Origin of the sequence: Demequina litorisediminis, assembly GCF_030161615.1 — a bacterium.
Lineage (GTDB): Bacteria > Actinomycetota > Actinomycetes > Actinomycetales > Demequinaceae > Demequina > Demequina litorisediminis.
Window position 1 is genome coordinate 954,446 of sequence record NZ_BSUN01000001.1, and the last position, 26,196, is coordinate 980,641.

At 69.0% G+C, this 26,196-nt stretch carries 29 protein-coding genes and 8 pseudogenes; 2 read left to right on the forward strand and 35 right to left on the reverse strand.

What is annotated here, in order from left to right:
• Positions 1-24: 24 nt before the first annotated feature.
• From QQK48_RS05860 to QQK48_RS06020, 34 genes and pseudogenes are all read right to left on the reverse strand, one after another.
• Positions 25-192 (reverse strand): hypothetical protein, encoded by a 168-nt coding sequence (locus tag QQK48_RS05860; RefSeq protein WP_284327791.1) that lies wholly within the window; start codon positions 190-192, stop codon positions 25-27.
• Positions 193-194: 2 nt separating this feature from the next.
• Positions 195-1,661 (reverse strand): annotated as a pseudogene (lysS, locus tag QQK48_RS05865) (lysine--tRNA ligase).
• Between the two features lie 121 nt (positions 1,662-1,782).
• A complete protein-coding gene (locus QQK48_RS21325) occupies positions 1,783-2,355 on the reverse strand; it encodes a hypothetical protein (RefSeq protein WP_431308400.1) in 573 nt (190 codons plus the stop codon).
• 64 nt (positions 2,356-2,419) lie between these two features.
• Positions 2,420-2,689, reverse strand: a pseudogene (locus QQK48_RS21330) (nicotinate-nucleotide diphosphorylase (carboxylating)); the annotation flags it as partial.
• Between the two features lie 254 nt (positions 2,690-2,943).
• Entirely contained in the window at positions 2,944-3,891 is a 948-nt protein-coding gene (locus QQK48_RS21335) for an FAD-binding protein (protein WP_431308296.1), read from the reverse strand.
• Positions 3,813-4,637 (reverse strand): FAD-dependent oxidoreductase, encoded by an 825-nt coding sequence (locus QQK48_RS21340; RefSeq protein WP_431308297.1) that lies wholly within the window; start codon positions 4,635-4,637, stop codon positions 3,813-3,815. Before QQK48_RS21340 ends, QQK48_RS21335 begins: the two co-directional genes overlap by 79 nt.
• Before the next feature lie 126 nt (positions 4,638-4,763).
• Complete coding sequence (panD, locus tag QQK48_RS05880) at positions 4,764-5,225, reverse strand: aspartate 1-decarboxylase (protein WP_284327792.1); 462 nt, start codon at positions 5,223-5,225, stop codon at positions 4,764-4,766.
• Positions 5,222-5,728, reverse strand: coding sequence for a pantoate--beta-alanine ligase (locus QQK48_RS05885; protein ID WP_284327793.1), 507 nt, complete (start codon positions 5,726-5,728; stop codon positions 5,222-5,224). Before QQK48_RS05885 ends, panD begins: the two co-directional genes overlap by 4 nt.
• Positions 5,729-5,762: 34 nt before the next feature.
• Positions 5,763-6,092 (reverse strand): annotated as a pseudogene (locus tag QQK48_RS05890) (pantoate--beta-alanine ligase); the annotation flags it as partial.
• A 40-nt stretch (positions 6,093-6,132) separates the two neighbouring features.
• Entirely contained in the window at positions 6,133-7,017 is an 885-nt protein-coding gene (locus QQK48_RS05895; RefSeq protein ID WP_284327794.1) for a Rossmann-like and DUF2520 domain-containing protein, read from the reverse strand.
• A gap of 36 nt (positions 7,018-7,053) precedes the next feature.
• Positions 7,054-7,332: a PH domain-containing protein gene (locus tag QQK48_RS05900; protein WP_284327795.1), complete on the reverse strand. Its 279-nt coding sequence runs from the start codon at positions 7,330-7,332 to the stop codon at positions 7,054-7,056.
• Positions 7,290-7,967 carry a PH domain-containing protein gene (locus QQK48_RS05905; protein ID WP_284329317.1) on the reverse strand — a complete coding sequence of 226 codons (678 nt, stop codon included), beginning with the start codon at positions 7,965-7,967 and terminating at the stop codon, positions 7,290-7,292. Before QQK48_RS05905 ends, QQK48_RS05900 begins: the two co-directional genes overlap by 43 nt.
• A gap of 193 nt (positions 7,968-8,160) precedes the next feature.
• Positions 8,161-9,114 (reverse strand): annotated as a pseudogene (locus QQK48_RS19365) (PH domain-containing protein); the annotation flags it as partial.
• Positions 9,115-9,280: 166 nt separating this feature from the next.
• Positions 9,281-9,748, reverse strand: coding sequence for a DUF3180 domain-containing protein (locus QQK48_RS05920; protein WP_284327796.1), 468 nt, complete (start codon positions 9,746-9,748; stop codon positions 9,281-9,283).
• Between the two features lie 8 nt (positions 9,749-9,756).
• Entirely contained in the window at positions 9,757-10,719 is a 963-nt protein-coding gene (gene folK, locus QQK48_RS05925) for a 2-amino-4-hydroxy-6-hydroxymethyldihydropteridine diphosphokinase (protein WP_284329318.1), read from the reverse strand.
• Between the two features lie 71 nt (positions 10,720-10,790).
• Positions 10,791-11,270 (reverse strand): dihydropteroate synthase, encoded by a 480-nt coding sequence (locus QQK48_RS05930; protein WP_284327797.1) that lies wholly within the window; start codon positions 11,268-11,270, stop codon positions 10,791-10,793.
• A gap of 34 nt (positions 11,271-11,304) precedes the next feature.
• Complete coding sequence (locus QQK48_RS05935) at positions 11,305-11,610, reverse strand: dihydropteroate synthase (protein WP_284327798.1); 306 nt, start codon at positions 11,608-11,610, stop codon at positions 11,305-11,307.
• Positions 11,611-11,614: 4 nt separating this feature from the next.
• A pseudogene (gene folE, locus QQK48_RS05940) lies at positions 11,615-12,184 on the reverse strand (GTP cyclohydrolase I FolE).
• Positions 12,181-14,315: pseudogene (gene ftsH, locus QQK48_RS05945) on the reverse strand (ATP-dependent zinc metalloprotease FtsH). The pseudogenes folE and ftsH overlap by 4 nt, the downstream one beginning before the upstream one ends.
• Positions 14,316-14,456: 141 nt before the next feature.
• Complete coding sequence (locus tag QQK48_RS05955; RefSeq protein ID WP_348523493.1) at positions 14,457-14,834, reverse strand: DUF559 domain-containing protein; 378 nt, start codon at positions 14,832-14,834, stop codon at positions 14,457-14,459.
• Positions 14,835-15,551: 717 nt separating this feature from the next.
• Entirely contained in the window at positions 15,552-16,652 is a 1,101-nt protein-coding gene (gene cysC / locus QQK48_RS05960; RefSeq protein ID WP_284327800.1) for an adenylyl-sulfate kinase, read from the reverse strand.
• Between the two features lie 52 nt (positions 16,653-16,704).
• Positions 16,705-16,899 (reverse strand): hypothetical protein, encoded by a 195-nt coding sequence (locus tag QQK48_RS05965; RefSeq protein WP_284327801.1) that lies wholly within the window; start codon positions 16,897-16,899, stop codon positions 16,705-16,707.
• On the reverse strand, positions 16,866-17,657 hold the full coding sequence (locus QQK48_RS05970) for a sulfite exporter TauE/SafE family protein (RefSeq protein ID WP_284327802.1): 792 nt from the start codon (positions 17,655-17,657) through the stop codon (positions 16,866-16,868). Before QQK48_RS05970 ends, QQK48_RS05965 begins: the two co-directional genes overlap by 34 nt.
• A gap of 2 nt (positions 17,658-17,659) precedes the next feature.
• Positions 17,660-17,731: a hypothetical protein gene (locus QQK48_RS21345; protein WP_431308401.1), complete on the reverse strand. Its 72-nt coding sequence runs from the start codon at positions 17,729-17,731 to the stop codon at positions 17,660-17,662.
• Positions 17,710-18,753, reverse strand: coding sequence for a sulfate adenylyltransferase subunit 1 (locus QQK48_RS05975; RefSeq protein ID WP_348523764.1), 1,044 nt, complete (start codon positions 18,751-18,753; stop codon positions 17,710-17,712). Before QQK48_RS05975 ends, QQK48_RS21345 begins: the two co-directional genes overlap by 22 nt.
• Entirely contained in the window at positions 18,741-18,908 is a 168-nt protein-coding gene (locus tag QQK48_RS05980; protein ID WP_284327803.1) for a GTP-binding protein, read from the reverse strand. Before QQK48_RS05980 ends, QQK48_RS05975 begins: the two co-directional genes overlap by 13 nt.
• Positions 18,908-19,765 (reverse strand): annotated as a pseudogene (gene cysD, locus QQK48_RS05985) (sulfate adenylyltransferase subunit CysD). The gene QQK48_RS05980 and the pseudogene cysD overlap by 1 nt, the downstream one beginning before the upstream one ends.
• A gap of 51 nt (positions 19,766-19,816) precedes the next feature.
• On the reverse strand, positions 19,817-20,575 hold the full coding sequence (locus QQK48_RS05990) for an inositol monophosphatase family protein (protein WP_284327804.1): 759 nt from the start codon (positions 20,573-20,575) through the stop codon (positions 19,817-19,819).
• Between the two features lie 347 nt (positions 20,576-20,922).
• Positions 20,923-21,462 carry a hypoxanthine phosphoribosyltransferase gene (gene hpt, locus QQK48_RS05995; protein ID WP_284329321.1) on the reverse strand — a complete coding sequence of 180 codons (540 nt, stop codon included), beginning with the start codon at positions 21,460-21,462 and terminating at the stop codon, positions 20,923-20,925.
• 113 nt (positions 21,463-21,575) lie between these two features.
• Complete coding sequence (locus QQK48_RS06000) at positions 21,576-22,130, reverse strand: PP-loop family protein (protein ID WP_284327805.1); 555 nt, start codon at positions 22,128-22,130, stop codon at positions 21,576-21,578.
• A complete protein-coding gene (locus tag QQK48_RS06005; protein ID WP_284327806.1) occupies positions 22,123-22,527 on the reverse strand; it encodes a PP-loop family protein in 405 nt (134 codons plus the stop codon). Before QQK48_RS06005 ends, QQK48_RS06000 begins: the two co-directional genes overlap by 8 nt.
• Positions 22,528-22,557: 30 nt before the next feature.
• Positions 22,558-22,881 (reverse strand): D-alanyl-D-alanine carboxypeptidase, encoded by a 324-nt coding sequence (locus QQK48_RS06010; protein WP_284329322.1) that lies wholly within the window; start codon positions 22,879-22,881, stop codon positions 22,558-22,560.
• Positions 22,871-23,725 (reverse strand): D-alanyl-D-alanine carboxypeptidase, encoded by an 855-nt coding sequence (locus QQK48_RS06015; protein ID WP_284327807.1) that lies wholly within the window; start codon positions 23,723-23,725, stop codon positions 22,871-22,873. Before QQK48_RS06015 ends, QQK48_RS06010 begins: the two co-directional genes overlap by 11 nt.
• Positions 23,700-23,969: a hypothetical protein gene (locus QQK48_RS06020; protein ID WP_284327808.1), complete on the reverse strand. Its 270-nt coding sequence runs from the start codon at positions 23,967-23,969 to the stop codon at positions 23,700-23,702. The genes QQK48_RS06015 and QQK48_RS06020 overlap by 26 nt, the downstream gene beginning before the upstream one ends.
• A gap of 69 nt (positions 23,970-24,038) precedes the next feature.
• On the opposite strand from QQK48_RS06020, the pseudogene QQK48_RS06025 reads away from it, so the two are divergent.
• A pseudogene (locus QQK48_RS06025) lies at positions 24,039-24,564 on the forward strand (inorganic diphosphatase).
• A gap of 96 nt (positions 24,565-24,660) precedes the next feature.
• Here the strand turns inward: QQK48_RS06025 and QQK48_RS06030 are convergent.
• Positions 24,661-25,728, reverse strand: coding sequence for a C40 family peptidase (locus QQK48_RS06030; RefSeq protein ID WP_284327809.1), 1,068 nt, complete (start codon positions 25,726-25,728; stop codon positions 24,661-24,663).
• Here QQK48_RS06030 and QQK48_RS06035 point away from each other — a divergent pair.
• Positions 25,727-26,041 carry a hypothetical protein gene (locus tag QQK48_RS06035; RefSeq protein ID WP_284327810.1) on the forward strand — a complete coding sequence of 105 codons (315 nt, stop codon included), beginning with the start codon at positions 25,727-25,729 and terminating at the stop codon, positions 26,039-26,041. The two genes, QQK48_RS06030 and QQK48_RS06035, sit on opposite strands and share 2 nt — an antisense overlap.
• The last annotated feature ends 155 nt before the right edge of the window (positions 26,042-26,196 follow it).

Genomic DNA, 26,196 nt, shown 5'->3' on the forward strand with positions numbered 1-26,196 from the left:
GAGCAAAGGAATAGTCGCGCGCGATTACTGCGCGTTCTCCGCCGCCCGCGCGGCGGCATCGGCCTCTTCCTGGCGCGCCAAGGCCTGCCGTTCGTTGCGATCGGCCCGCACCACCGCACGCATGGCGAACCAAAACACCAGGCCCACGCCAATCGACGGAATGATGCCGACGGCCACGGCGGTCCAGTTCATGCTCACGCCTCCGAGGGCTTCACCAGCGGGAAGGTGATGGTCTCGCGAATGCCGAGGCCCGTCAGTGCCATCAGCAGGCGGTCCATGCCCATCCCCATGCCACCGGCGGGCGGCATCGCGTACTCCATCGCGGTGAGGAAGTCCTCGTCGAGCGGCATCGCCTCGTCGTCACCCTGGGCGGCCATCCGCGCCTGCTGCTCGAAACGCTCGCGCTGGATCACGGGGTCGACGAGCCCGAGTACGCGGTGGCGAGCCTCGAATCCTCGCACGTACAAGTCCCACTTCTCGACGATGCCGGGAATGGACCGGTGATCGCGGGTGAGCGGGCTGGTCTCCACCGGGAAGTCGCGCACAAACGTGGGCGCCGAGAGCGTGGACCCCACGTGGTGCTCCCACAGGCTCCTCGACCAGCCTTGCCGTGGTTGACGCGCTTGGGGTCCACGGACACCTCGACTGCATCGCACAGTGCCTGCAGCCGCTCGACCGTGGTCTCGGGAGTGATCTCCTCACCGAGCGCCTCCGACAGCGACCCATACATGGTCATTTCTGCCCACTGGCCGCCGAGGTCATACTCTTCGCCGTCCGCAAGGGTCACGGCGGTGGTGCCAAAGACGTCAGTCGCGGCGCCCTGAATGAGTTCGCGCGTCAGCGTCGCCATGGTGTTGTAGTCGCCATAGGCCTCATAGGCCTCCAGCATCGAAAACTCCGGCGAGTGCGACGAATCCGCGCCCTCATTGCGGAAGTTGCGGTTGATCTCGAAGACCTTCTCGACACCACCAACGACCGCCCGCTTGAGGAACAGTTCCGGGGCAATACGCATGTAAAGATCGATGTCATACGCATTCATGTGCGTAATGAACGGGCGCGCTGCGGCACCGCCGGGCTGCGTCTGCAGCATCGGCGTCTCGATCTCCAGGAATCCGCGCGAGTGCAGCGACTCACGAAGCGACCGCATCACGCCCGCACGGTGACGCACGGTGTCGCGGGCCAGCGGACGCGCGATGAGGTCCACGTAGCGCTGGCGCACGCGGGATTCCTCGGACAGTTCCTTGTGCAGCACCGGCAGCGGACGCAGCGCCTTGGCAGCCATCGCCCAGTCCGACGCGAACACCGAGACCTCGCCGCGACGCGACTTGATGGCGCGTCCCTTCGCGAAGAGGTGGTCACCAAGGTCGACGTCCGCCTTGAACGCGGCAAGCGACTCCTCGCCCACCTCGGCGAGCGACAGCATCACCTGGAGGCGCTCACCGGCGCCATCCTGGACGGTCGCGAAGCAGAGCCTTGCCGGTGTTGCGCACGAACACCACGCGGCCGGCGACCGCGACCACGTCGTCGGTCTCCTGGCCGTCCTCAAGGTCCGCGTAGGCGGCCTTCACGTCGGCGATCTCGTGTGTCCTGTCCACCGACACCGGGTATGCCTGGCCACCCTCGGCGATCAGGCGGTCGCGCTTGGCGCGGCGCACCTTCATCTGCTCGGGAAGGTCGTCGGCTACGGGGGCGTCAGTCACGTCAGTCACGCCCTCTAGGTTACCGGCGCGCGAGCGGGACCTGCGTGCGCACCCCTCCGCACCCCGCTCACCCCCTCCCGCCTCACTTTGAACCGAAACGGAGCCCGACACGCCGGGTGGGCCACCGCATCGGCCATCCGAACCCCGCGTGTCGCGGCGGAACTGGTTCAAATTGTGGGGAGGCGAGGGGAAAGGCGGGGAAGCGTGGGGCGGGCCGATGCCGTGGTCCCGCTGCGGACGCGGGGCTCAGTCGAGGTCGAGCGCCAGGTCGATGATGGGGCTCGAGTGCGTGAGCGCCCCGACCGACATGAAGTCCACGCCCGTCTCGCCGACGGCACGCGCGGATGCCAGCGTGAGCCCGCCGGTCGCCTCGAGACGGATGGGGCCCGCCTCGCCCTCGAGCCCGCGGATGACCTCGACGAGCCCACGGAGCCTGGTCGACCGCGAGGTTGTCGAGCATGAGGAAGCGTGCGCCTGCCGCGACGGCCTCGCGCGCCTGGTCCTCGGACTCGACCTCCACCTGGACCGGGACATCGGGGAATCGACGGCCGATGGCCTCGACGGCGCCCGTGATGGAACCCGCAGCGACGATGTGGTTGTCCTTCACCATCGCGCAGTCGAACAGGCCGAATCGCTTGTTGACACCGCCGCCCATGCGCACGGCGTACTTCTGCAGGCTCGCGCAGGCCCGGCGTGGTCTTGCGGGTGTCGAGTACCCGAGCGCCGGTGCCCGCGAGCGCGTCCACCCACAGGCGGGTGTGAGTGGCGACGCCCGTGGCGCGCGACAGGAAGTTCAGCATGGTGCGCTCGGCGATGAGGACCGCGTGGCCGGGCCCCTCGATCGAGGCGACGGCGGTGCCCGCCGCGAGGTGGTCACCATCTGCGGCGTGGAGCTCCACCTTGGGGTGGGGAAGGCTCAGCCGCTCGGCCACCTGGCTCAACGTCTCCTTGATGACGGGAGCACCCGCCAAAACGCCCTCGGTTCGCATCACGATGCGGCCCGCCACGGTGTCCCCCGCAGCGATGGTGGCCTGCGTGGTGACGTCGCGTCCCGGCTCGTCGCCGAGGTCCTCGTCAAGCGCCTGGGCCACGGCACCTGCCAGCCATGAAGCACTCAAGGGGCGCGTCTGGTCCTTGTCCTCCGGGTGCACGGGGCCGCCGGGGTGCGTCGTGTCATCAGCGTGAATCACGGCGTCTAGCGTAACCGCGACAGGAACTAGCACCGACCCCTTTTGGTCCTACGTCAGATCTGCAGCGGCGCGCGCAGCACCTGCAGGTCGCCGTCGGGATCGAGGTGGGTGGCCAGGCGCACCTTCCAGCGGGCATCGTCCGTGTCGGGGAAGTCCGTCCGGAGGTGACCGCCGCGCGTCTCCTCGCGCGCGTGGGCTGCGGCGACGAGTGCCGAGGCGCATGCGAGGACGTTGGAGGTCTCCCATTCGGCGATCTGCGGTTGCCCGGTGAGGGCTCCCTCGTGATGGAACCGGCCCCGGATGGCGGCGAGCCGCTCCCCTGCCCTCGCGAGCCCCGCGCCGTCCCGCACTGGACCAGCGCCCCGGTGAGCCAGCGACTGAATCTGCGGGCGCATCGTGGCCGGTACCAGGGCCGATGGACCCGGACGGTCCACGGGCTCACGCTGGGTGACGGTGCCATCGGACACGGTGGAGGCCGCATCTGCCGCCGCCCTCGCACCGAAGACGAGCCCCTCCAGAAGGCTGTTGGACGCGAGCCGGTTGGCGCCGTGCACACCCGTGCAGGCCGCCTCGCCGATCGCGTAGAGACCCTGCTGGGTGGTGCGGCCGCGAAGGTCGGTCAGGATGCCACCGGAGTGATAGTGCTGGGCGGGCGCCACGGGAATGAGATCGTGCGCCATGTCGATGCCGCGCTCCGCGAGGCGCTCCCAGATGGTCGGGAAGCGATCCTTGAGATACCGGGTGCCGAGGTGCCGGCAATCGAGGAAGACGTTCTCCGACCCTTCCTCCTCCATCATCGCGACGATTCCCTTGGACACCACGTCACGCGGCGCGAGCTCGGCCATCTCGTGACGCGCGACCATGAAGCGCTCGCCGGCGCCGTTCAGCAAGTAGGCGCCCTCGCCGCGCACCGCCTCGGAAATCAACGGCTGCTGGCCGCGAGCGCCGGCACCCTGCCACAGGACCGTGGGGTGGAATTGGACGAACTCGATATCGGCCACCGCGGCGCCGGCGCGCAGCGCGCTTGCCAGGCCGTCGCCCGTGGAGCCTCGCGGGGTTGGTGGAGGAGCGGAACACCTGGCCGATGCCGCCGGTGGCCATGATCACCGACTTGGCCAAGGCGGCGCCGACGCCGTCGCGGGAACCTTCGCCGATGATGTGCAGCGTGACGCCGCACACGGGGCCGGGACGGCCGTCGGCATCGGGCGCGGCGGTCAGGAGGTCCACCACCATCGCGTGCTCGATGACCTCGATGCCGGGATCGTTTCGCACGGCCTCGAGCCTGCGCGACCAGCGCGCGTGAGATCTCGGCGCCGGTCGCGTCGCCGCCCGCGTGCGCGATGCGGTCGCGGTGGTGGCCGCCCTCGCGCGACAAGGTGATGCCGCCATCGGGCCCCGTGTCGAAGTGCGCGCCGCGGGTGACGAGGTCCCGGACCCGGTCCGGCCCCTCCGTCACGAGGGCCCTCACCGCCTCGGGCGAACACAGGCCCGCGCCCGCGACGAGCGTGTCCTCGAGGTGCTCCTCCGGCGTGTCCTCCGGGTCGAGCGCCGCGGCGATGCCGCCCTGTGCCCACACCGTGGAGCCGGAGCTCAGGACGCCCTTGGTGACGACGAGCACGCGGTCCACTTTGGTGCGCAGTTCGAGGGCGGCCGTGAGTCCAGCGATCCCCGAGCCGACCACGAGCACGTCGGCGGAGATGGTCCAACCCGGTGTAGGCGCGGCAAGGTGACGCACAAAGGAGGTCATGGCCCCAACCTAGCGGCGTGCTCCCCGACAGTTTGAACCGCTGCAGGAGTCGACACGCCGAGCCAGCCGGCGCATCGGCCCTCCGTACCGGCGCGTCGCAGCGCGGAACGGTTCAAAGTGAGGGAGTTAGTGCTTGAACGCGTCCCAGCCCTGCTCGCGGAAGCCGTGAATCGGCACGCCGGAGCGCTCGAGCCCCGAGCCTTCCGGCACGGTGCCGGGGTCATCGCACTCGGAGACGATGCGGTTCTCGCCATCCACGAACACCACGTGAGGCTCAAACGTGCGCGCGTCGGCATCGGCGAGCATCCCGTAGGCGATGACGATGATGACGTCACCCGGCTTGACGAGGTGCGCGGCGGCGCCGTTGATGCAGATCTCGCCGCCGTCCGCCTCGCCGGGGATCGCATACGTCGTGAGGCGTGCGCCGTTCGTGACGTCCACCACGTCCACCTGCTGGCCAGGCAGCAGGTCCGCGTGCTCCATCAGGGTCGCGTCGATGGTGATCGAGCCCACGTAGTGCAGGTCGGCCTGGGTCACAGTGGCCCGATGAATCTTGGAGATCATCATGGGGCGCTGCAGCGATGTCATCGCTGGTCTCCTTCCGCGCAGCCGGTCAGCGGCCGACGCGCGTGGTGATGTTGTCGATCAGTCGGGTGTCGCCAACGCGCGCAGCAACGGCGATCACCACGTCTCCACGGTAGTCGCCCGCGAGCCTCGCTCGCGTCCGCAGGGTTCATGGCGACGAAGTAATCAAGGTTGACGCCCGGCTCTGCGGCCAGGACGGCGCGGCCCGCGGCGAGGACGTCGCTCAGGCTTGCGCCCTGCTCGGCAGCAGCGGCGGCGGCGAACACCGCACTGCTCAGGGCGAGCGCGCTCGTACGCTCCGCGGCGGACAGGAAGACGTTGCGGCTGGAACGAGCAAGGCCATCTTCGTCGCGTTGCGTCGCGACCGTGGCGATCTCGACAGGGATGTTCAGGTCGCGCACGAGGGCGCGCACCGCGATGACCTGCTGAGCATCCTTGGCGCCGAACACCGCCACGTGCGGCGAGGTCAGGTGGAGCAGGCTTGGCGACGACGGTGACGACCCCATCGAAGTGACCGGGACGTGCCGCTCCCTCGAGCACACGGCCGATAACACCGGCGCTGACGGACACCGCCGGCGCTCCGGAGGGATACATCTCCGCCTCCGACGGCGCGAAGACGGCATCGACCCCCAGCGGCTCGAGCAGAGCCAGATCGGCCTCGAGCGTGCGGGGATAGCGTTCATAGTCAGTCAACTCATCGAACTGCAAGGGGTTGACGAAGACCGTCACGATGACCTGGTCTCCCAGGTCCTTCGCGCGCCGGATGAGCGACAGGTGCCCCTCATGCAGCGCCCCCATGGTCATCACGACCACACGGCGCTCCCCTCGGGGAAGAGCGGCGAGGTCGGCTGCGGTCCTGGTGAGGATCATGAGTCCATTGTCGCGCGACCGCCGGCCCCGCTCACACCACTCAGCCCTCGGCCCCGAGCGCGGCGATGATGTCGGCGTACTGCGCGGGGCCGATGCGACCGCCGGACAGCGCCAGGTCCGCCGTCGCGCGTGCCATCGCGCGATACGCAAACAACGCCTCGTCCTGGCCACGCAGGGCCGCGACATGCGCCGCCACCGTCCCGGCGTCACCGCGCACCACCGGACCCGTCAGCGTCGTCACCGCGCCCGGCGCCTCCCCCAGCGCGCCGTCGACAGACGCGTGCACTAGCGGGCCGAGCACGCGACCGGGCTCCTCGATACCCAGTCGCGCCAGGATGCCGCCCGCTTGGCTCACCGCCGTGACCACGTGATTCGCGCCGTGCACCAGGGCCGCGTGATACGCAGGCCGGTCCCGGTCATCGAGCACGAGCGGCTCGCCTCCCATCTCCACGGCGAGCGCCTGGGCGATGGGCAGCAGCGGCGCCGGTCCCGAGACAGCGAACGCCGCCCCCGTCATCCTCGTGAGGTCCAGCGACGTGCCCGTAAAGGTCATCGCGGGATGGATCGCGAGCGCCATCGCGCCGGCCCCCTGCGCATCGGCGAGCGCCTCGGTGCCGAGCCGACCGGACGTGTGCACCACAATCTGCCCGCCGCGCCACGCCCCCAGCGACGCCAGGCCCGCGCTGACGGCGGCGATCGAGTCATCGGGAACCGTCAACAACACCAGATCCGCGGCGCGCACCACCGCCTCCGGATCCATGACCGGCACCCCCGGCAGCAGCGCGTCGATACGGGCAAGGGACTCCTCCGACACCCCACTCGCCGCGACCACGTCGTGCTCCGCCTGCCGCAGTGCCGCACCAAGGACGGCCCCCACCCGTCCGGCGCCCACGATGCCCACCGCGAGGCGGCCGGGGCGGCTCATGCGCTCTCCGCAATCCCGACCGCGGACATCCACTGCTCAGGCGTCTGACGTCGGCGACCCTCCGCTGCCCGCAGCGCCTGTGCCTCCATCAGGCTCCACGGCATCGGCCACATCCAGATGCTGCGCCACCGGACGTACCGGCCCATTCGTCGAATGCACCGTGAAGGTGGCGACGCCGCGTGCACGCTGCAGCGGACCCTGCTCCAGGCCGAGCGACTGGGTGCGCTCATGGGGCACCACAAACACATCGCGCACCAGCCAGCCCCGACGAATCAGCAGGGCCCGCTCGGTCGCCTTGACCCCCGGTAACGCCACTGCAGCGGGTCAAACAATCGCGCACGTGTCGACGCCGCCGTAAAGCCGCCCTCATCGCCGATGCCCGAGAGCGCAAGCGACACGGTGCCCGCGGGATCGGGATCACCGAGGTCGGGCAACACCAGCCACAGTGCGGTCAGCGCCTCCTGGCGCGTCCCGACCGGCAGGAGCGTCGAGACGGCCTCCTGATCCTCCTGGTAACCGGCCACATTGATGGTCACGCGCCACCAATCCTTGCGGCGCCACAGGAGCGACTGCTGCAACTGCACCGCCTGCACTCGGCCGGGAGGGACCGTCTGGCGGCGCGTCTCCAGCAGGCCGTGGCGCAGCCGGATGCCGTCCTGGGAGATCGCCGCGCGGAAGCCGTAGCCCGTGGTGATGCGCGACCAGAAGTAGCCCAGCAGACCGAAGATCACGGGCACCACGGTGAACAGCGACGCCCCTGCCACCGCCACGATCTGGTTGATGTCGACGGGGAAGATCCACACCGCGAGGCCGATCCATACCGGCAGCGAACAGATCCACAGGAAGGGCCACGACAGCACGATCGACTGCAGCAGCCGCCCGAGCCTGGAGTGCGAACACCTCGCGCTCGGGCGCGGCGGCCGTCTCCGTGACACCGCGAGGCACGCCATGGGTCAGGTCACGCAGGGAACCTGCGGCGGCATAGGCCTCCCCAGGTTCACCGTCGGCTCCCACGCTGGCCGATGCCTGGGCATCGGCGTCCTGAGGCCCCGCCACGGCATCGGCCGTGAGGACGGCATCAACCGTCGCGTCTCGCCCCTCCGCCTTGGCACGCTTCACCCCGGCGGCGAGGGCCAGCAACTCGTTGCGCATCGCCTCGGCGTCACCGAGGCGCAGATACTCCAGGGCGATGCCCGAGTTCTCGCCTCCCGCGACCTCAATCTTGAGCGACGCGAACCCAAAGATCCGCGCCAAGAGCGGCTGCACCACGTCGATCGCCTGCACGCGGTCCAGCCGCGCCTGCTTGTGCTGCTTGAAGACGATTCCCTTGCGATGCTCCACGGCGACATCGGACAGCCGATACTCGCTGACGCGCCACTGCAGGAAACCAAAACCCATCGCGAGCGCGATCAGCACCACGGCACCCACGACGAGCCACACCACCGAATGCCACAGCCAGTGCGCCGCCTCCTGCACGGCAGGATCCGGGCCCGTCCACGATGGCGCGTAGTTGTACAGGGCAATGGACGCGACTACACCGAACACCGCCCAGCCCCCGATGAGCGGGGAGACCGGGTGCAGGCGAGTCCATTCGCGCGGGGCGCGATAGACCGTGGGCTCCGACATCACAGACCCGCCGCCTGCGCCTCGCCGCGGCTGGACAGGCGGTCGCGCAGGCGCGCCGCCTCCGCCTCCGGGACTCCGCTGATGGACGCATCGGTGCCCGGCGAGGCGGTGTGGAGCCTGAACCTTGGCGATGCCGAACGCACGGCTCAAGGGGCCCGCCTCGACCTCCACGTACTGCATGCGGCCGTAGGGCACCACCGTCACCGACCGCCACATCCGCCCGCGCTTCACGATGAGGTCCTCCTCGCGCTCAATCCACGCGTGGGCGGTCACCTGCCGGTAGATGATCCACGAGATCCACAGGCCGACGGCGAGCAGCACGGCCACCCCGGTGAACACCCACGGGCTGGTGAGGGCCGCGATGACCACCAGGCCCGCCAGCGGCAGCGCCAGCGTGATCCACCACGTGATGAGTCGCGCGGGGATGAGCCTTGCGAGAAACGTAGGTCCAGTCGGCGCCCTCAGGGTCATACCAGGTCATGTCGTCCAGTGTGCCAGGCGGAACCTCGAACAGTTTGAACCGGTTCGCGGTGCGACACGCCGGTACGGAGGGCCGATGCGGTCGCTGGCACGGCGCGTCGGTCCGCTTTCTGGTTCAAAGTGCGGGGGGAGCGAGGCAGGGGCGGAGGGCCGGGGCTTAGGCGGGGGTGGCTTCCCCGCGGTCGTCGTCCTCGTCGGAATGCTTGCACCAGTGCTCGGCAACTAGCCCGGCGATGACGAGCAACAGTGCCGCACCGGCAGCGATCAGCGCCGAGATGATGACCTCACGCCGCGGGCCGTGCGACCAATCGTCAAGCAGACCGAGCGCGTAGCCCCCGTACGCCCCGGTGAGGACCGCACCCGCGTACGCGCACGCCTGTCCGAACACCACCGTGCGGGCCGCCCGCAGCGCCGAGAGGTCGGGCTTCTTGCCGATGAGGAACCGACGCACCTGCCACCCGAACCACAGCGCGCACGCGGCGGCCACCAAGTTGAACACCACGGCCGTCCACGGCACATGCGGCGGGGTGGTGCCCGATGACCCCAGCGACGCGGAGAACAACCACGCCAGAACAAGGACCACGAGGGCGACGATGGTGAGGCGCTGCCACGACAGAGGCGACACGACGCCCCTTACTGTGCGGACGCGGGGGCCGACTCATCCCAGCCGTCGCCCACGCGCGTCGCCGCATCGAAGCCTGCCTGGCGGACCAGGTCTGCGACCGCTCCGTGCGGCTCCAGCCGGGCGCCGGGCTCCAGCGCGGCCCACGGCTCCAGCACAAAGCGGCGCAGATAGGCGCGGGGGTGCGGAAGCGTCAGGTCCTCCGACTGCGCCACGACCCCGTCGTACTGAATGAGGTCGAGGTCGAGGGTCCGCGCCGCGTTGCGCACCGACCGCTCCCTGCCGTGCGCCAACTCGATCCCCATCATCGCGGCCAGCAGTTCGCGTGGCGCCAGCGACGTCTCGACGCGCGCGACGCCATTGAGGTAGTCGGGCTGCTCGAGCCCGCCCTCGGGCACCGAGCGCACCAGCGGCGACACCGCGACCACACGGATGCCGGGAACACGATGTAGGTCGTTGAGCGCTGCCTGGAAGGTTTGCTCGACCTCGCCGAGGTTGCCACCCATCGCGATCACCGCGCCGCGCGGCTGGCCGGGACGCGCGTCGAGGTCATCGCGCACCGGACCTGCACCGGGATCCAGCGGGTCGTCCGACTCGCCCGCGGAGGAGCCGATGCGCTTGTCCGCCCACAGCGACCCCTCGCGCTGGTCGCGGCGAATCGTGACCGTCACGTCCTTGAACTCGACGTGGAGCGGCGCCTGCGGCTTGTGGACGGTCACGTCCACGCACTCGACGTTCTCCAGCGACAAGACGGCGCGCGCGATGCGCTCCGCCACCGCCTCGATGAGGTTGATGGGCGCCCCACCCAGCACGTCCGCTACCGCATCGGCCACCGCCGAGTAGTTGACCGACCGGGTGAGGTCATCGTTGGCGCCGGCGGTGCGGGTGTTCACGTGGACCACCACGTCAGCGAAGAAGAGCCGACCGGTCTCACGTTCCGCCTGGTAGACACCGTGGAATCCCTCGAGGCGAATCCCCTCGACGCAGATCTGGTCCAGGCTCGATGCCGTCCTTGACGTACGGGCGCATGTGCACAGTCATGTCCTCACTCTTGCGTGTGATCGGCGTTCTGCCAAGCGGACACCACGGCGATGGCGTCCCGCGCGGCACCCGCATCGTGAACTCTCACGGCCCACACGCCACGCTCGGCGACGAGCGCGGTGATGGCCGTGGTGGCGTGGTCACGGGAGGCGGCCGATGCGTCACGCCCCTCACGCTCGATGGCGGCACCCACGAACCGCTTGCGGCTCGCCCCGATGAGGATGCGGTGTCCGATTCCTCGTAACACGTCGAGATGCGCGAGCAATGCCCAGTTGCTCTGGCCCACCTTCGCGAAGCCGAGGCCCGGATCGACGATGATGCGCTCGTTGGCGATGCCCGCGTCCTGGAGGGCGTGCACTCGGCGCACGAGTGCGTTGTGGACGTCTGCGACAACGTCGTCGTACACGTCGAGCGCGTCCATCCTCGTCGAGTGCGCTCGCCAGTGCATCGCGATGTAGTCGACGTCGAGCGCCGCGACCGTCACGGCCATCTCGGGATCGGCGAGGCCGCCGCTGACGTCATTGACGTAGGCTCGCTCCCGCCTCGACCGCCGCGCGGGCGGTGGCCGCACGCATCGTGTCGATGCTCGTCGTGATGCCGCGCGCCGTGAGGGCCTCGATCACGGGGACGACCCTGGCGAGTTCCTCCTCGGCGCTCACCCGTTCCGCTCCCGGGCGCGTCGATTCGCCGCCCACGTCGACGATGCCCGCGCCATCGGCGGCGAGCCGAACGCCCTGGGCGATGGCGGCATCGGCCGTATTCCAGCGACCCCCGTCGCTGAAACTGTCAGGGGTGACGTTGAGAATCCCCATGACGAGGGTCATGAGGCTACTTCCCGAGGATGAGGCTCATCGCCTCCGCGCGCGTGGCACCGTCGCGCATGATGCCGCGCACGGCGGACGTGACGGTGCGCGAGCCGGGCTTGCGGATGCCGCGCATCGACATGCACAGGTGCTCGGCTTCCACCACGACGATGACGCCGCGGGCGCCCAGGTTCTTCACCAGGGCATCGGCCACCTGGGTGGTGAGGCGCTCCTGCACCTGAGGACGGCGCGCGTACATCTCGACCAGGCGGGCCAGGCTTGCTCAGGCCCGTGATACGGCCGTCCTCGCCGGGAATGTAAGCAACGTGCGCGACCCCGTGGAACGGCACCAGGTGGTGCTCGCACATCGAGTACAGGCTCGATGTCCTTGACGAGGATCATCTCCTCATGGCCCAACTCGAAGACGGTGCTGAGGATGTCGCCTGCGTCCTGGTGCAGGCCCGCGAAGAACTCCTCGTAGGCCCGTGCGACACGGCCCGGCGTGTCCTTCAGTCCGTCGCGCTCCGGGTCCTCGCCGATCGCGAGCAGCAGGCTCACGGACGGCGGCCTCGGCGCGCGCGTGGTCGACGCTCACTTGTCGCCCTTGGCCTCGGGAGCCTCGGCCTGGGGCTCCGTCGCGGTGTCCGCAGCGTTCTCCGCCTGAGCCTGAGTCTGAGCCGGGGCCTGCTCCGCGTGAACCTGAGCCGGGCTCTCCGGGGCGGCGGCATCGGCCGTCACCACGGGCTCCTCGCCTGCCGTGTCCTTGGGCTCCTCGAGCACGGGCGCGGGAGCGGTCACCGGCTTCTTGCGGGGTGCCGTCTTGGGCGCCCACTCGCCGCTGACCCAGTGCTTGCGCTTCGCGATCTTCTTCACGTCGGTGAACAGGCTCGGCGAGTTCCGTCTCGTTCAGCGTCTCCTTCTCGAGGAGCCTCGGCGGCGAGGCGGTCGAGGATGTCGCGGTTGTTCTGCAGGACCTTGGTGGCCTCCGCCATCGCGTTGTCCATCAGCGTGCGCACTTCGCGGTCCACGATCGCGGCGTTCGACTCCGAGTAGTCGCGGCCATGACCCATGTCACGTCCGAGGAACACCTCGCCGGAGCCTACCGGCCAAACGGACGGAGCCGATGTCCGTGGACATGCCGTACTCGGTGACCATCTGGCGGGCGGTGTCGGTCGCCTGGCTGATGTCGTTCGAGGCGCCGGTGGACGGGTCGCCGAAGACCAGGCTCTTCCGCCACCCGGCCACCCATCGCGTAAGCGAGGTTGTCGAGCAGGCTGGTTGCGGGTCTTCGAGTAGCGGTCCTCCTGCGGCATCACCATCGTGTAGCCGAGCGCGCGGCCGCGCGGAAGGATCGTGACCTTGGTGACGGGGTCCGTGTGGTTCATCGCTGCGGCCACGAGCGCGTGACCGCCTTCGTGGTACGCGGTCACGGTCTTGTCGTGGTCGTTCATGACGCGCGTGCGCTTCTGCGGGCCGGCGATGACGCGGTCGATGGCCTCGTCGCCTCGTGAGGTCCGATGGTGGCCGTCCTTGCGGGCGGTCAGCAGCGCCGCCTCGTTCAGCACGTTCGCCAGGTCCGCGCCGGTGAACCCCGGCGTGCGGCGCGCGATGGCCTCGAGGTCAACCTCGGGCGACATCGGCTTGCCCTTCGAGTGCACCTCCAGCACCTTCAGGCGGCCCTTGAGGTCGGGGCCGTCGACGCCCACCTGGCGGTCGAAGCGACCGGGGCGCAGCAGCGCGGGGTCGAGGATGTCGGGCCGGTTGGTGGCCGCGATGATGATGATGTTGGTGTTCGAGTCGAAGCCATCCATCTCGACCAGCATCTGGTTGAGGGTCTGCTCGCGCTCGTCGTGGCCGCCGCCCATGCCGGCGCCACGGTGGCGACCCACAGCGTCGATCTCGTCGACAAAGATGATGGCCGGGGCGTTCTTCTTCGCCTGCTCGAAGAGGTCACGCACGCGGCTCGCACCCACACCGACGAACATCTCGACAAAGTCCGAACCGGAGATGTGGAAGAACGGGACGCCCGCCTCACCCGCGACGGCGCGAGCCAGGAGCGTCTTACCGGTACCGGGAGGGCCGTACAGCAGGACGCCCTTGGGAATCTTGGCGCCAACGGCCTGGAACTTCGCGGGGTTCTCGAGGAACTCCTGAATCTCACGAAGGCTCGTCAACGGCCTCATCCACGCCCGCGACATCGTCGAACTTCACGGTCGGGGTGTCCGGGGTCACCAGGGACGCCTTCGACTTGCCGAACTGCATGAGGCGGCCACCGCCACCCTGCATCGAACTCATGAGGAACCAGAACAGGCCCACGAGCAGCAGGATCGGCAGGAAGGTGAACAGGATGGACGTCCAGATCGACGTCTGCGGGACCTCGGAGTCGTAGCCACCGGCGGGGTTCGCGTCGGTGATCGCCTCGACCACCTGGGTTCCCTGCGGCGCGACGTAGAAGAACTCGACACGGTCCTGGTAATCCGCCCACTCCTTGGGCGCATCGTCCGGGAGCCTTGTCGGCAAAGTCCTCAATCAGCACCAGGCTCCACCCGCTGGTCGCCGTCGACCATCTTGGCCTGGTCCACCAGGTCGGCGTTCAGGAGCGCGATGCCCTGCGACGTGTCGATCTGCTGCACGCGCGGCGAGAACAGTCCAGACACGAGCCAGCCGAGCACAACGGCCAGGATGATCAAAGGGATGATGCGGCGAAGACTGAGGGCATTCTTCATGGTGGTAAGAGACTACGCGAGTGCACAGGGTGGCTGTGAAGGGTTTCGCTGAGGGCTTGGCCCCGTTTCATTTGGCCCCCAGATGGGACTCATGGGCACGGTGTGACTCGTGAGGCGTCCTCGTCCTCCACTTCCTCACACTCAGCACCCATCCGTGGGCCCAACAGATCGCGTAGCGAGCAACCGCTTCACATCTTGAACGAGCAACTCCGGGTGGAACACCGCGTCGGCGTAGGTAAACCGCATCACGGGGAGGCCCAGGGCCAGAAGGCGACGGTCGCGCCAGCGATCTCGCGAAAACGCCCTGTCGTCAGAGTGGTACTCGCGCCCGTCGCACTCCACCACCACTCGGCCCTCGACCACCATGTCGACACGGCCAATTCCCTCGAACCACTGCTGAAGTGTGACTCGCATTCCGGCGCTTACGAGCGCCACTCGGGCGCAGGTCTCCGGCACCGACTCCGCGCGTCCGTCCGCATGACGTTCTAGCCACGCCGCCACGGGCCCCGGGGTCAGCACGAGCCCCGCAAATCGGACCTCGTGACAAGGCCACGACGCAGCGCCGAGTCGATCATGACCAATTGCGTTCTCGGTTCTACGCAGCGGCTCGCCATGTCGATCGCTCGCATCGGAGTTGCCAATAGCCCGCCTCCGTGATGGGACCGCGATCGATGAATGACCGTCTGGGCGCGTGCAGCGGATGGGCGATAGTGGCTGCCGCGACCCTGCTCTACCTCGAGATGAACGAGGTCTGGCGCTTCGAGTAGTGCGATTCCGTAGGCCTGTGCCGCAGTGACGCAACTCTGCTGCGCACGAAAGTAGGTGGCGAGTGACACCTGCGGCGGCACGCCTCTGAGCGCGAAAACGCCACGATACGGCTTGATGACGCTGCCCGACTGGAGGGCTGCAGCCATCTCGTCTGGCCCTACCCCGATTCGTATGAGATCCGCTCGGTGGGCGGCGCCTCCGCGATGCCTCAACGCCCGCTCAATCTCCACGCCCCGAGTGTCACGTTGTCGCCGCGCGCTGTCGTCGAGCGTGCTCAACCCTGGGGACGGCGCTGTCAGTTAGAGCGACTGGGGACGACGCGAGTGGGGACGACGCGAGCGTCGCTTGGCCACATCCATTTGACCCACACTTGGGACAGATGCGACGACCGTGAACGATGTGACTGTCACACCGGCCCACACCGTACACATCTGTCCCAAGCGTGGGCCAAACGGAAGAGAGGGACGGCTAGATCGTGTAGTCGCCGCCGGCCGACGCCGTGAGATAGCGGACCACCACGGCCGCGCATTCCTCGACGGTCTCGCCGTGAGCGCCCACCACCACGTCGGCGTCCTCGGGCGTCTCATAGGGGTCCGAGATCCCGGTGAACTCCTTGATCTCGCCAGCGCGCGCCTTCGCGTACAGACCCTTGCGGTCGCGCGCCTCACACTCCTCGAGCGGAGTCGCGACGTGCACCAGGACGAACCGGCCGGCGCGCTCCGCCATCGCGCGCATCTCGGCACGCATGGACGCATACGGCGCGATCGGTGCACACACGGCCATGCCGCCGTGGGACGCCACCAGCGACGCCACCCAGCCGATGCGGCGCACGTTCAGTTCACGGTCCTCGCGAGAGAAGCCCAGGCCCGATGAAAGCATCGCGCGCACCTCGTCGCCGTCGAGCAACGTGACGCGCTGCGAACCCTCGGCACGCAGGCGGCGCGTGACCTGACGCGCGATCGTGGACTTGCCGGAGCCCGACAGCCCGGTGAACAGGACCACCACGCCCTCGCCGGGAGCGTGTGCAGAGCCGCGCTGCACCACCACGGTCGAGGCGCACGCGACGCCCGCCAGGTGTTCGAGCAACTCCACCTCGGCGTCACCGGTCACATGCTCGGCCGCGGGGCGGGGCAGGACGCGCACATCCAGTCCGTCGCGCTGGAGCGAACGCACCGTCGAGGACAGCGCCGAGGGGTCGCCCTCGTCCATCACGATGACGGTGCCACTCAACCGGCCCGACCGGGCGCCCATCAGCAGCACCGCATCCTCGGCAAGATCATCGAAGGCCGAGGGGCGCAGTTCAGGGAACGGCGGAATCGCGGGCTCACGCAGCATCGTGACGGGCCCCGCGATCCAGGTGCCGTCCACCGAGGTGCGCCGGTCCACGACCTCCACCTCGGCGATGGGGGTCGCCTCGGTGTCGAGGAGGGTCACGGTCTTGCCCGGCGCCTTATCGGCGATGCGAAGGGTGGCGACGTGGGACCCCAGGGACGCGGCCGATGCCACGGCCGCCCCGGCGGCAGGCAGCGAGTACCGCACGGCCACGCCGTAGGCGCCGGAGCGCAACAACTCGAGTTCGTTGAGCCTGGCGAGGGGAGAGCCGGACGCCGTTCATGAGCACTTACTCCTTGGTCTCGCTGACGGCCGGATTCCGCGTCGCACGCTTGTCCAGGAAGGTGAAGAACGAGAATCCGAGCGAGTGACGGATCCACGCCCACGCGAGCGTGCCAAAGACGATCTCCGCAGCCAGCACCGAGAAGGCGATGGTGTTGGACAGCCCCATCATCTTGAGGCCGGACAGCGTGAGAACAAACACGAGCGCGCGGCGCACCAGTCCACCCGCGATGCGGGAGGACAGTGGGCGCCAATGTACGTTCCGGGGATCGAGCCGATGATGACGGGGAGGGTGACCGACCAGTCAACGTCACCAAAGATGAGGTGCGCCACCGCGGCGGCCACCACGAGCGGGACGGCCTGCACGAGGTCAGTGCCGACCAACTGGTTGGCCTTGAGCGCGGGGTACAGCGCCATGAGCGCGATGATGATCAGCGAGCCTGAGCCGACCGAGGTGAGGCCCACCATGAGGCCACCGATCACGCCGACGATGATGGTCGGCACAGGGCGCGGCACCACCTGGGGGCGCTCGGTGGGAAGCGCGGGTGCCCGTCCGTCGCGCACCATCGCATGCTCGCGCAGGCGCAGGTACGCACGGACGGCAAGACCGCCGGCGGCGATGACCAGCACGACGCCAAGGGCGTGCTTCACGAAGCTCTGAAGCGCCTCGGGGTCAATCAGGTAGTGCGCCGCCACCACACCAAGGAAGGCTGCGGGCACGGAACCGTAAACCAGCAGCCTCACCAGCTGCCAGTTCACGGTCCCGTTCTTGATGTGAACCCACGAGCCCGCCGGCTTCATGGCCGCGGACGCCACGACATCGGACGAGACGGCCGTCACCGGCGGAATGCCGAAGAAGAACACGAGCGTCGGCGTCATCAGCGCGCCGCCGCCCATGCCTGTGAGGCCGACGACGACGCCGATGCCGAGCGCCGCGAGGACGAGGAGGCCGACTTCCATCGTTAGTTGCGGATCACTCCGGCGCCGACGGTGCGGTTGGTCGCCTCGTCGATCAGGATGAACGAGCCCGTGATGCGGTTCTCCGCGTAGTCGTCAACGAGCAGCGGCGAGGTGACACGCAGCCTTCACGCGGCCGATGCTGTTGAGACCGAGCTCGTGGACGTCCTGGTCGCGGTGAAGCGAGTTGACGTTGAGGCTCGTAGGCGATCTCCTTCACCATGGCGCGAGCCATGCGAGTGGTGTGGAGGATGCTCACCTTGCGGCGCTCGGTCAGCGGGGTCGAGTCCATCCAACAGACGGTCGCCTCGATGTCCTGCGTCGGCTCGGGGTGGTTGCCCTTGCGGCAGATGATGTCGCCGCGCGAGATGTCGATCTCATCCTTCAGGCGCACGGTCACAGACATGGGCGGGTAGGCCTCGTCGAGCGGTCCGTTGGGGCCGTCGATCGCCGCCACGGTCGTGGACAGGCCCGACGGGAGCGCCATGACCTCGTCGCCCACCTTGAGGATGCCGGACGCCACCTGACCCGCGAAGCCGCGGTAGTCGGGGTGCTCAGCGGTCTGGGGTCGCACCACGTACTGGACGGGGAAACGCACATCCTGGAGGTTGCGGTCCGACGCGATGTGGACGTGCTCGAGGTGGTGCAGCAACGAGGTGCCCTGGTACCAGTCCATGTTGGTGGAGCGGTCCACGATGTTGTCGCCGAGCAGCGCGGACACCGGGATGGCCGTGAGATCGGGGATGTCGAGCTTCGAGGCGAAGTCCGAGAACTCCTGGTAGATCTCGTCGAAACGCTCCTCCGACCAGTCCACGAGGTCCATCTTGTTGACCGCGAGCACTACGTGAGGAACGCGCAGCAGCGACGAGATGGTGGCGTGGCGACGCGACTGCTCCGTGAGGCCCTTGCGGGCGTCCACGAGGATGATCGCGAGATCGGCGGTCGAGGCACCGGTCACCATGTTGCGCGTGTACTGCTGGTGTCCAGGAGTGTCCGCGATGATGAACTTGCGCTTGGGCGTCGCGAAGTAGCGGTACGCCACGTCGATGGTGATGCCCTGCTCACGCTCGGCGCGCAGGCCGTCGGTCAGGAGCGCCAGGTCGGTGGTCTCGGCGCCACGGTTCTTGGACGCGAGGCTCGATGGACTCGAGCCTGGTCCTCGAAGATCGACTTGCTGTCATACAGCAGACGGCCGATGAGGGTCGACTTTCCGTCGTCGACGGAGCCGGCGGTTGCGAAACGCAGAAGGTCCATTAGAAGTACCCCTCCTTCTTGCGGTCCTCCATGGCGGCCTCGGACACGCGGTCGTCGCCGCGGGTGGCACCGCGCTCGGTCAGGCGGGTGGCCGCCGTCTCCTCGATGATCTTGTCGATGGTGTCGGCGTCGGACTCGACGGCGGCGGTGAGGGTCGCGTCACCCACGGTGCGGTAGCGCACCATGCGGGTCTCGGTCGCGACACCCTCCGGCGGGACGGCCCACTCGTTCGATGCCATCCACATGCCGTCGCGCAGGAACACCTCGCGCTGGTGCGCGTAGTAGATCGAGGGAACCTCGACCTCGCGCGAACGGATGTAGTCCCAGATGTCCAGGCTCGGTCCAGTTGGACAGCGGGAACACACGGATCGACTCGCCCTGGTGGACCTTGCCGTTGTACAGGTTCCACAGGCTCGGGACGCTGGTTGCGCGGGTCCCACTGGCCAAACTCGTCGCGGAAGGAGAAGACGCGCTCCTTGGCGCGGGCCTTCTCCTCGTCACGACGGGCGCCGCCCATGCAGGCGTCAAACCTGTTCTTCTCGATGGTGTCGAGGAGGACGGGAGTCTGAATGCGGTTGCGCGACCCGTTGGGCTCCTCGCGCACCTCGCCACGGTCGATCGCTTCCTGAACGGAGCCGACCACCAGGGTGAGGCCGTACTGCTCGACGATCCGGTCGCGGTACTCGATGACCTCGGGGAAGTTCTGGCCGGTGTCGATGTGCACCACCGGCATCGGCATCGGGGCCGGGGCGAACGCCTTGATGGCGAGCCTGCAGGAGGCAGATGGAGTCCTTACCGCCGGAGAACAGCAGTGCAGGACGCTCCATCTGGGCCACCACCTCACGGATGATGTGGATGGCCTCTGCCTCGAGCGCGTCGAGCCTGGCTCAGCGCGTGGGCAGGCTGGGTCATGAATCTTCTCCAGACGTAGCGGTGTGTGAAGCGATGAGAGAGAGGATGCGATCCGCGATCTCGGGACGGCACACGACCAGGTCGGGCAGGTACGGGTCGGCCTCATTGTAAACAAGTGGTGAACCGTCGATGCGCGAGGTGTGCAGGCCTGCGGCGCGGGCGATGGCGACGGGGGCGGCGGAGTCCCACTGATACTGGCCGCCTGCGTGCACGTAGGCCTCGACCTGTCCGCGCACCACGGCGGCGATCTTGACGCCCGCGGAACCCATGGGGACAAGTTCGGCGCCGAGCCCTTCACGGACGGCCTCGGTGATGGCCGGCGGGCGCGAACGCGACACCGCCAGACGGATGGGGGCGTCGTCGGCGAGCGCCGGAAGCACCTCGACTGACGCGGTGTCGAGCACCACGTCCTCGCCTGGGATGGCGACCGCGGCGGCGGTGAGTTCGCCGGGGAAGTCCGTGGCGGCATCGGCCGGGGTGGCGCCCCTGGTCCACAGCGCGACGTGGACGGCCCAGTCTGCGCGGTCCTCGGAGTATTCACGGGTGCCGTCGAGCGGATCGATGATCCAGACGCGGTCTGCGCTCAGTCGTGCGGCGGAGTCGCGGGCTTCCTCGGAGAGGACGGCGTCGTGCGGGAACCGCTCGGCGAGCAGCGCGGCGATGCGCTCCTGCGCCTTGGCGTCGCCCGCCTTGCCGCGGGCCTTGCCTTCGACATCGGGCGTGAAGCCTGGAGCGGACCTCGAGGAGGACCTCACCTGCCTCCCGGGCGATGTCAACCGCTGCGTGGGCATCGGTAGTAGCCAGTGGGATCTCCCCCTCGGTGCTGGGTCGTCCCGCGAACTCTACCAACGCGGTGGGAAAGGAAAGACGGGAGGGCCCGCAAGGGACGTTATTCCCAGCAGACTCTGCGGCTGAGGCTCCTTCGCGCGGGGGCCGTGCACCGGCCCTCATCCTCACTTTGAACCGACTCGGCTGGCGACACGCCGGACGACCAGTCCCGAACGGGCAGTTCACCGGGGTGTCGCGGCGCGGACCGGTTCAAATTGTGGGGTGGCGCGTGGCGAGGGGCGCAGAAGGCGCGACCACCGGCGACGCCGGGGCGTCAGTTGTCGCCGTAGACCTCGGGCTTGAGGATCGCGACGAAGGGAAGCGTCCGATAGTGCTCGGCATAGTCGAGGCCGTAGCCCACCACGAACTCGTTGGGGATGTCGAAGCCCAGGTACTGCACGGGGATGTCGACCTGGACCGCGTCGGGTTTGCGCAGCAGCGCAGCGACCTCGACCGATGCCGCACCGCGCGAGCGCAGGTTGCCCAGCAGCCAGTGCAGCGTGATGCCCGAGTCGATGATGTCCTCGACGATGAGGACGTGGCGGCCGGTGAGATCGGCGTCGAGGTCCTTGAGGATGCGCACCACGCCCGAGGACTTGGTGCCGCTGCCGTAGGAGGACACGGCCATCCAGTCCATCTGGACGCGCGGGGGAAGGCGGCGTGCGAGGTCGGCCATCACCATGACGGCGCCCTTGAGGACTCCTACCAGGAGCAGTTCCTTGCCCTCGTAGTCGTCCCGCACCTTCGCCGCGATCTCGTCGAGCTTCCGTCGGATCTCGTTCTCGGTGACGATGACCTTGGTGAAGTCGTCCATGTCGTACTGGGGTTCCACGAATCCTCCGGAAGGGGTGGGGCCGATGCGGTGGCGGCGCCTACGAGCGCTCGCCCGTGGGGCGGGAAGGGTAGGAGATGACCAGCCTGCCATATTCACGCCGGGCCTCGTAGCCGCCGGGGAGCGAGACCGCCCCTTGGCCGCGGTAGCCGACGATGAGCCTGGTCGACGGCGTGCACGTGCGCCGCGGTGAGCGAACCGGCGCCGCGGTGTTCGGCGAGCATCTTGATCATCCGCGAACGGATCGCGTCGGGCAGCGCGGCGAGCATGTCGCAGCGCCACTGCTCGTCACGCGAGGACGGTGCGGTTCCCAGCGCGGACCTTGCCTGGCGGTCGAGCTCGTCGGCATCGGCCTGCAGAAGCGCCGCGGAGCGCGCGAGTCCCGAGACCACGCCTGGCCCGAGCACCTCAACGAGCGCGGGCATCACCTGGGTGCGCAGCGCGGACCGGCGGGGGCCGTCGGCGGCCGTGTTGGTCGGGTCGTGCCAGGGATCCAGCCCGAGCGCCTGACAAGCCGCCACAGTGTCTTTGCGGCGCAGCGACAGCAAGGGCCGCACGATGCGGCCACGGCGGGCGGGAATGCCCGAGAGGGCTCGCGCGCCGGAGCCGCGAGCGAGCGCCAGCAGCACGGTTTCGGCCTGGTCATCCATGGTGTGGCCGGTGAGGAGCCTGAGGGTTGTGGCCGCCCACCTCGTCGATGCGGGCGTTGAGGGCCGCGTACCGGGCGTTGCGCGCCGCGGCCTCGAGGCCGCCGTCACGGCCGACGGTCACGCGCTCCACGAACACGGTGTGGATGCCCGCGCGCTTGACCTCCGCGGCTGCCCGCTGGGCGACCTCGGCGGAGCCGGCCTGGAGGCCGTGGTCCACGATGATGGCGCCGGTCAGGTAACCCTCCTTGCGGCCCACGTAGCCCGTGGCGGCCGCGAGCGCGAGGGAGTCGGGTCCGCCGGAGACGGCAACCCAGACGCGGGTGCCGATATCGCAGCCGTCGAGGGATTCGCGGACGGCGTTGCGGATCGCAGCGACCGAAGGGTGTGGCCCGGTCACGCGTTCACGCTCGCGCCCACCGCCGCAGCCTCATCCCTCACAGCCACATTCTGCCAGGGCGACCACCATCTCGTCGAAGGCCTGACGCGGCCCCACGGGGTTGTACTCCATGCCGTCCGCCATCGTCGCGAACGCCAGCAGGCGGCCATCCGCGGTCTGGACCGTGCCCGCAAGAGACGAGACGCCCGTCAGCGACCCGGTCTTCGCGCGCATCTGCCCCGCGGCAGCGGTATCGATGTAGCGCTCGTCGACGGTGCCCTCGAGCGCCCCCACGGGGAGCCAGTCGAGGATGTCCTCCGTGGCCTCGGTCGCGTACGCGGCGACCAGGGTGCCCGTGAGGTGGTCAGGCGCGATGCGGTTGTTCTCGGAGAACCCCGCGCCGTCGAAGAGCCTTGAGCCCGGTCACGTCCACGCCCATGGACTCCAGTCCCGCGATGGTGGCGTTGGCGGAGCCCTTGGCGGTGGTCTTGCGCCCCACCTCCATCGCGTGCACGAGCCCGGTGATCTCGGCGATGGTGTTGTCCGACTCGTACAGCGTGAGGGCGGCGACCTCGGACAGGGGTGCCCCTAGCACCGAGCCCACCGTTTCCCCCACGGCCGATGCCCGGGCCACGTCCCCCTCGACGCTCACCCCTCGCTCGCCGAGCCGTGTCGCGAACACGTCACCGGCCGCGAGCGACGGGTCGTCGTAGCGCGGGGCGTAGTGCTCGTCGGTCATGCGGGCGGCGTCGACGGCGAGCCCGGTCGCGGGAGCGACGTAGCCGGAGGTGCGCGCGTAGTCGGGCCATTCGGGGTTCCAGGCGGGCGCCTCGAACACGGAGTCGTCGACCGCGAGCGTGACCGGAGCCGCACCGAGCACGTCGGCGCCGACGGTCTCGACCACGGCATCGGCCAGGTCTCCCAGGCCAGCCCAACCGTTGGCGTCCTCGCCCTCACCGCCGTGGCCAGCATCGGCCGCCAGCAACATGTCGCCGCCGGCGACCACCGTGAGCGTCCTGGTCGACTCGTCCCACGTTACGGACGTCTCCATCCGGTAGTCGGCGCCAAGATCGGCTACCGCCGAGACGGACGTGAGAAGTTTGGTGGTGGAGGCGGGCACCTGGGTGTCGTGGGCGTCGAGGTCGCCCAAGACCTCGCCGGTGAGGAGGTCCACCACGGACACATTCGTGGATTCACCGGTGCGGTCGTCGTCCCTCACGGCCTTCGCGAGGCTCCTGCACGGCCGAGGCATCGGGCAGCGGCGCCTCGGTCCCCACGGCCGTCACGGGCACCGGCGATGCCGACGCCGCGGAGACCGGCAACGCGGTGCGGAAGGGGGCGGGCTCCGAGGTGAGAGGCTGCGAGGTGAGGATGCCGGGGACCACGTCGGCGGCATCGGCCACCGCGTATCCACCTGCCAGAGCCGCCACCACGACGGCCCCCACTGCTAGCCTTGCGCGCACGCGTCACCTCTTTCTTTGGGCCACACTAGTGTCCAGCATTGTCACCGAGGACTCACAAGGACTTCATACATGGAATTCGACGTCACGATCGAGATCCCCAAGGGATCGCGCAACAAGTACGAGGTCGATCACGAGACCGGGCGCATCCGCCTGGACCGCATGCTCTTCACGTCGACCCGCTATCCGGACGACTACGGCTTCATCGACGGCACCCTGGGCGAGGATGGCGACCCCCTCGACGTCCTGGTGCTCCTCGAGGAGCCCACGTTCCCCGGCTGCCAGATCCGCTGCCGTGCGCTCGGCATGTTCCGCATGCGCGACGAGGCCGGCGGTGACGACAAGGTCCTCGCGGTGCCCGCAGGCGACCAGCGTCAGACCTGGCGCCGTGAGCCTGAACGACGTCTCCGACTTTCACCGCCTGGAGGTCCAGCACTTCTTCGAGGTCTACAAGGACCTGGAGCCCGGCAAGTCCGTCGAGGGCGCCCACTGGGTGTCCCGCGAGGAGGCAGAGGCCGAGATCCGCGCCTCCTTCGAGCGTGCCAAGGGCACCTCGTTCGAGCACATGAACCCCCTGGTGCCGCCGCCGGGCCACTGAGTCCGCGCGCACCACGAAAGGCGCCGCTCCCCTGTGTGGGGAGCGGCGCCTTCGCGTTGGCTGGGGTGGTGCGGGTGGCCGATGCGGTGGCCGGGCTTAGACCCTGCCCACCACCGGCATGAGGTTGTACGAGCCCCCGCGGTACATGCTTCCTACCTGCGACTCGACACCGGGGCGACGCGCCTCCATGACCTGGCCGTTACCGATGTAGATGGCCACGTGATAGACCCCTGAGCCGGAGCCGTTGGAGCTCCAGAACACGAGGTCACCGGGACGGGCCTGGCTGATGGGCAGGTGTGTGGTCGCGTCGTACTGGCTGCGCGAGGTGCGCGGGATGTACTTGCCCGCAACCTGCCAGGCTTCCTGCACCAGGCCGGAGCAGTCGTAGTACGTGGGGCCGGTGCCGCCGTCAAGGGTCTGCGAATACGGGTGGCCCTGAAGGGTCAGCGCGTGCGCGACCGCCTTGGCCCCCTGCGAGGCCGACGACGACCACGACGGGTCGGGGTCGGGCGTCGACGTCTGGGTCGGCTTGGGCTCCGACGTCTTGGTGGACGTGGGCTCGGGTTCGGAGGTCTTGGTGGACGTCGGCTTGGGCGTCGACGTCTTGGTGGAGGTGGGCTGGGGCTCGGACGTGTCGGTAGACGTCGGCTTGGGAGTCGACGTCTTGGTCGACGTCGGGCGCGGCGTCGAGGAGTCGTCGTCTCCCACCATGTTGTCGACCTGCTGCGCGTTTTCCTCGCGCTCTGCCTTGGCCTCGAACTCCGCCTGGGCGCGAGCCTCACGCTCGGCGGTGAGCCCCGCCTGACGCTCGCGCTCGAGGTCCTCACTCACGCCGCGCAGCGTCGCCAGACGGGTGACGGCGGCATCGCGTGCAATGGCGACGGAGGACACGGCCTGCTCGGCGGAGGTGCGCGCGGCCTTGGCGTCGGTCAATGCGCCCTCGGCGGTCTGCTCGGCCTCCTTGGCCTTCACCGCCGCCGTCTCGGCGTATTCGCGGGTCGTGGTGGCGACCAACTCGGCGGCCGAGACCTCCTGCACCGTGACATCGGCCTTGGCGGACGCCTGGTTGACGGCCTCGGTCCGCGCGATGACGTCGTCGAAGCCGCCCGCCTGCGTGATGGCCTCGAGCGAGCCCATGGAGCCGGCGTTCTTGTAGGACTGCATGGCCGAGCCCGCGAGGCCACGACGCGCCGTGGCGAGCGCCGCCTCCGCCTCGTCCGCACGCTTGTTGGCGGCCGCAAGGCTCGGTCTGGGCCGTCGCGGCGTCCTCCTGCGCGATGAGGTAGTCCTCCTCGGCGCTCGAGGCGGCAACCTCGGCGGTGGCGAGGGCTTCCTCCAGGCCCGCAATGGCGGCATCCAGGCTCGGAGACGGACGATGCGGCATCGGACACTGCGGCCTGGGCGGCGGCGATCTCGTCCTCGCCCGGGTAGCCATCGGCGACCGCGGTACCGCCAGAGGTCAGGCCAAACCCGGTGATGGTCAGACCGATCACGGCGAAGGGGACGAAGGCGCGGTGAGCAGAGCGGCGCACGGAGGCGTTGCGGGCCATCGTTCTCGCTTCCTGAGTCGTCACGTCTGTCACATGTGTCACATGCGAAGCAATTGCTCACACTATAAACATGCGCCCCACG